Genomic DNA, 5390 nt, shown 5'->3' on the forward strand with positions numbered 1-5390 from the left:
CCGAGCGAGCGGGACGCCCGCGAACGCCTGGATGCCATCGGCAGTGAGATCCAGGCGGTCAGCCGACGCCTCGGCGCGACCCGGGAGGCACAGGACGAGGCGACGCAAGAGCTGCGCCAGGTGGAGACGGCGCTGGCCGAGACCCACGGCCGCCTGGACGAGATCCAGTCCGACCGCCAGGGACTGAACCGGGAGATCGCCACGCTGGAAGCGGCCCGCGATGAACTGGAGGAGGAGCGCGCCGAACAGGTCGCGGCCCTGCAGGTCCAGCTCGATGCCCTCTACCGGCTGGGCCTCACGCCGCAGCTGAAGCTGCTGCTCAACCAGGATGATCCGGCACGGCTCGATCGGCTGCAGACCTACCTCAACCACCTGTCCCGGGCCCGCAATGCCCGCCTCGACGAGATCGCCAACCTTGACGCCCAGCTGGCCGAGAACCGCCGCGAACTGCGTGAGCGCCGGGAGCGGCTCGATGCCCTGGCGGGCGAGCTGGCGTCGCGCAGCGCCGAGCTTTCCCGACGCATGGAGGAACGGGAGCGACTGGTGGCCGACCTGCAGGGCCGTTACAGCGATGAGCAGAGCCGCCTGGCGGCACTCGATCGTGACCGGACCCAGGCCGAGCGGGTATTGGAACGGGTGCAGCAGGAGATGGCTCGGCTGCAGCGTCCGCCCCCTTCCACCGCCATCGAGCAGACCCAGGGTGAGCTGCCCTGGCCGGTCCAGGGCAGCGTCACCTCGAGCTTCCGTCGCGGCGACGGGGTACACCACAACGGCATGCTGATCCAGGCTCGCGAAGGCACGCCGGTCAAGGCCGTGCATGCCGGCCGGGTGGTCTTCGCCGACTGGATGCGCGGCTTCGGCAACCTGCTGATTCTCGACCACGGCGACCAGGTCATGACGCTGCACGCACACCTGCAGCAATTCCATGTCGAAGTAGGCCAGGCGGTCTCCGGCGGCGACACCATCGGTACGGTGGGCACGAGCGGTGGGCACGAATCGTCGGCGCTCTACTTCGAGGTGCGCCGCAACGGCGACCCCATCGACCCCCAGGCCTGGATTGCCAGACGATGAGAGACGCTATTTCACAAGCCCCGGGGCAAGGGCTATGCTGGTCAGCCTCGACTCGATACCGCGGAGTTCGCATGTCCCTAAGTTCTGTCGGCTTCCTGCCCGCTTCCCGGCACCTGCTGGCGACGCTGCTGCTGGCCCTGCCGCTTGCCGCCCTGCCGCTGACCACACACGCCACCACCCCGGTCGATGAGCTGCCGCTGGAGGATATCCAGACCTTTGCCGAAGTCTTCGAGCGGATCAAGCGGGCCTACGTCGAGGAGGTCGACGACCGCACGCTGATACGCAACGCCATGCGCGGCATGCTCAGCGAACTCGACCCCCACTCCGCCTACCTGGACCGCGACGAGTTCCAGAGCCTGCGGGAAACCACCGAGGGCCAGTTCGGCGGCATCGGCATCGAAGTGGGCCTGGAAAACGGCCGGCTGACGATCATCACCCCCATCGATGACACCCCTGCCTCCCGTGCCAGCCTGCAGGCACGGGACACCATTCTGCGAATCGACGATACCTCCACCGAACGCCTCTCGCTGCAGGAGGCCGTCTCGCTGATGCGCGGTGCGCCGGGCAGCGAGATCACCATAACCATCCTGCGCAGCGGTGAAGAGGCCGCCTTCGATGTCACCTTGACCCGTGAGATCATTCGTACCGAGAGCGTGCGCAGTGAGCTGCTGGAAACGGGGTACGGCTACCTGCGGGTCAGCCAGTTCCAGAATCGCACCGGTGAGCAGGTCAACAACGCCATTCGCCGGCTGGAGCGTGACGCCCCGCTGGATGGCCTGATACTCGACCTGCGCAACAACCCCGGCGGGGTTCTGCAGGCCGCCGTGGCCGTGGCCGATGCCTTCCTCGAAGGCGGCCTGATCGTCTATACCGAAGGGCGTCTGCCGGACACCGAAATGAGCTTTTCCGCCAGTCGCGAGACGGCGGCCCCCGACGTGCCCCTGGTGGTGCTGATCAACGGCGGCAGCGCATCGGCGGCTGAGATCGTCGCCGGCGCCCTGCAGGATCAGCGCCGTGGCGTGATCATGGGGACCGATAGCTTCGGCAAGGGGTCGGTGCAGCAGATCATGCCCCTGGGCAACGGTGAAGGCCTGAAGCTGACCACCGCGCTCTATTACACCCCCAACGGACGCTCGATCCAGGCACTGGGCATCGAACCGGACGTGGAAGTGGTGCGCGGGCGGGTGGAAGTGACCGAAACGGGCCGCCAGCTTCGCGAGGCCGACCTGGAGGGTCACCTGCGCTCTCGCGATGACGTCCGCCAGCGCGAGGCAATGACGGAGCGTCTGCGCGAGGACTATCAACTGGGCGAGGCACTCAACCTGCTCAAGGCGTTGAACGTGCTAGACCGCCGCGACAGGTAACGCTAAGGAAACACTGCACAAATGCCTGCACGAGCGAATCACTGCGTTGCGCGGTGCTCGGAATCCTCACATATACCCCATATGTTCCGGTTCCTGTGCTCCGTGCGCCTTGCGCTTCATCTCGCTCGGCGATTTCTTCAGCGCTTCCCTAACGACAGGCGGCGGGCAGGCGACCACGGTGCCCGGTCGCCTGCCGCATCAACAGCCGCTTGACCGGTACCAGGCGATCGACCCCCGACAGGCCGAGGTTGCGCGCCAGGGTCAGGGCCGGATGGCGGCTGCCGAAGAGCAGGCGAAACCCATCCATCAGCGCCAGCATGGTTGCATTGTCGCCGCGCCGCCGCCGCGTATAGCGGGCCAGCACGCTCTCGTGCCCAATCGACATGCCGCGTTGCCGTGCCGTGAGCACCTCTTCCGCCAGCACCGCCACGTCCATCAGCCCCAGGTTGACCCCCTGGCCGCGCCAGGGGTGGATGCTGTGGGCCGCATCCCCCACCAGCACCAGCCCCGGCTGACCATAGGTCCTGGCATGTCGCTGGGTCAGCGGTACGGCAAGCGCCCGATCCACGACTTCCACCCCACCCAGGCGCGACTCGAAGGCTGCGGCCAGGGCGTGGCCCAACGCATCGGGCGACAGCTCGACCAGCCTTGCGGCCTCCCGCGGCGAGGTCGACCAGACGATGGAGCAGTAGCGGTCATCCCCATCCACCGTCAGGGGCAGGAAGGCGAGCGGGCCGGTCGGCAGGAAGACCTGGCGCGCCACGCCGCCATGGGCACGCTCCGTGCGCACCGTGGTCACCACGGCCATGTGCCCGGTGTCATGGGCGCTGGTTTCGATCCCGGCCAGGGTCCTCAATGGCGACTGCGCTCCGTCGGCGGCCACCACCAGCGCCGCGGAGAGACGCTGGCCATCTTCCAGCAGTACCTGGCGCCCCTGCTCTGTCGCCTCCAGCCCGGATACCCGGGCGCCAAGCCGCACCGCGGCCGTCGCAGCTCGGCCAGGCGGGCCTCCAGCGCCGCCAGGATCACATCATTCTCGACGATATGCCCCAGCACCGGCACACCGGCCTGCTCGGCGGTGAAGGCGACTTCGCCGCTGCCTTCGCTGTCCCACACCTGCATATGATGATAGGGAGTCACCCGCCTCGCCTGCATCCAGGACCAGGCACCCAGCCCTTGCAACAGCCGTTGCGAGACCGGCGTCAGCGCACTGACCCGCATCGCCGGCTTGCCGCGCCCCACCGCCTTGGCGTCCAGCGACTCGGGGCGGGCATCGAGCAGCGCCACCGAAAGGCCAGCCTGGCCCAGCAGGGCCGCCAGGGTCGCACCCACCAGGCCGCCACCAACGATGATGACCTCGAAATGCCTGTGCGCCTCTTCAGCCGCGTGTGTCATGTCGCTCTCTCCCTTTCGCCATGCTGGCTTCCCGGCGGCGGTACGCATCAGCGCTCCAGCCCCATGGCGCGGCGGGCCAGCCCCCGCCGCAGCGGGCCAATCAGGTTGAGCCCCACCAGCCCTGCCGCCCGCACATGTGACAACGAAGCATTGTCGATGCCGAACAGCCGGACCAACCCATCGCTGAAGCGCACCACATTGTGCCTATCCACGATGCGCCGCGCCTCGAAGTCGCGCAGGGTCAGCATCCCGCCCAGCGCTTCGTCGTTGGCCAGGGCCAGCTCAAGGGCTGCCACCAGGTCCGTTACGCCACGCAGTGCCAGGTTGAAGCCCTGCCCCGCGACAGGATGCAGCGAATGGGCGGCGTTACCCAGCACCGCCAGCCCGGGCCGGATCGCCTCTCTTGCGGTAACCAGCGCCAGCGGATAGGCGTGACGACTGCCGACGCGCCGGAAGCGCCCGGCACGATCGCCGAAGGCCCGCTGCAGTTCAGCCAGGAAATCGCCGTCGCCCAGGGCCAGCCGTGCTTCTTCACGCCCCGCCTCATGGGTCCAGATCAGCGCCATCTGCTGACCCGGCAGCGGCAGCAGGGCAATGGGCCCTTCCCGGGTGAAGCGCTCGTAGGCCGTACCGCCATGGGGCTGGCTCATCTCGACGTTGGCGATCAGTGCCACCTGATCGTAAGGCACCTCGTCGCTGTCGATGCCCAGCCGCTCCTTGAGTCCGGAGCGCCCCCCATCGGCCAGCACCGTGAGCCCCGCCAGTAGTTCGCTGCCATCGGACAGGGAAAGCCGGTAGCCCTCTACCTCGGGCTCGATGCGTTCCACGCTGGCAGGGCAGTGCCAGGCCAGGGGCAGCTCGGCCAGCCGTCGATGAAGTACGCGCCCCATCCAGGCGTTAGGCACGACATAGCCCAGGGCCGTCTGGCCAAGCTCCTCGGCCAGCAGTCGCGTCACACCCAGCCGCCCCCGCTCGCTGACGTGGATGCGTGAAATAGGAGCCGCCTGCTCGGCCATTATCGGCCAAAGGCCCATGTCGCGGAAGCGCTGGGCAGAGCCTGAGCGATGGCGCTGGACCGGGCGTCGAAGCTGGGCTGCCAGGGCGCGCTCGCCGAGTCCAGCATGGGCGCCGCCTCGATCACGGCCACTCGGAGGCCGTGCCGCTCGATCAGCGGGGCCAGAGCACAGGCCAGGCTGGCCCCCACCAGGCCGCCACCGACGATGGCGATATCCACGTTACACGATTCATTACGCGGGCAAGCCATAGGCTCGTTCATTTTACGCCTCCTGCGGCAAGATATAATTCGTAATGTAATTTACATAACGACATCTCGCCCTTCGCCCTGGTGGTCATTCGTTGACCATCAGGACCTCGATTTCGCTCACTCGCTTGGGCACGCCAGCGGTCAGCACCTCATGCCCGGAATCAGTCACTGCCACGTCATCCTCGATGCGGATACCGATACCCCGGTATTCCGCGGGAATGTCATCATCAACGGGAATATAGAGCCCGGGCTCGACAGTCAGCACCATCCCCGGCGCCAGGGGACGCGGCGAGCCG

The 5390-nt window shown here is 67.6% G+C and carries 3 protein-coding genes and 2 pseudogenes; 2 read left to right on the forward strand and 3 right to left on the reverse strand.

What is annotated here, in order from left to right; translation table 11 throughout:
- Nucleotides 1-1071, forward strand: a 1071-nt coding sequence (locus tag Q427_RS18670) for a murein hydrolase activator EnvC family protein (RefSeq protein ID WP_043516607.1), incomplete at its 5' end; no start/stop codon positions are given.
- 71 nt (nucleotides 1072-1142) lie between these two features.
- On the forward strand, nucleotides 1143-2435 hold the full coding sequence (locus Q427_RS18675) for a S41 family peptidase (protein WP_043516608.1): 1293 nt from the start codon (nucleotides 1143-1145) through the stop codon (nucleotides 2433-2435).
- A gap of 148 nt (nucleotides 2436-2583) precedes the next feature.
- Here Q427_RS18675 and Q427_RS18680 read toward each other — a convergent pair.
- From Q427_RS18680 to Q427_RS18690, 3 genes and pseudogenes are all read right to left on the reverse strand, one after another.
- Nucleotides 2584-3830: pseudogene (locus Q427_RS18680) on the reverse strand (UbiH/UbiF/VisC/COQ6 family ubiquinone biosynthesis hydroxylase).
- Between the two features lie 47 nt (nucleotides 3831-3877).
- Nucleotides 3878-5094: pseudogene (gene ubiH, locus Q427_RS18685) on the reverse strand (2-octaprenyl-6-methoxyphenyl hydroxylase).
- Between the two features lie 85 nt (nucleotides 5095-5179).
- Nucleotides 5180-5390, reverse strand: a 211-nt coding sequence (locus Q427_RS18690; RefSeq protein WP_155833623.1) for a M24 family metallopeptidase, incomplete at its 5' end; no start/stop codon positions are given.

This window comes from Halomonas sp. BC04, from assembly GCF_000568385.1.

Coding starts and splice junctions, on each gene's coding strand:
- Q427_RS18675 (WP_043516608.1), top strand. CDS start 1,143: ATGTCCCTAAGTTCTGTCGGCTTCCTGCCCGCTTCCCGGCACCTGCTG.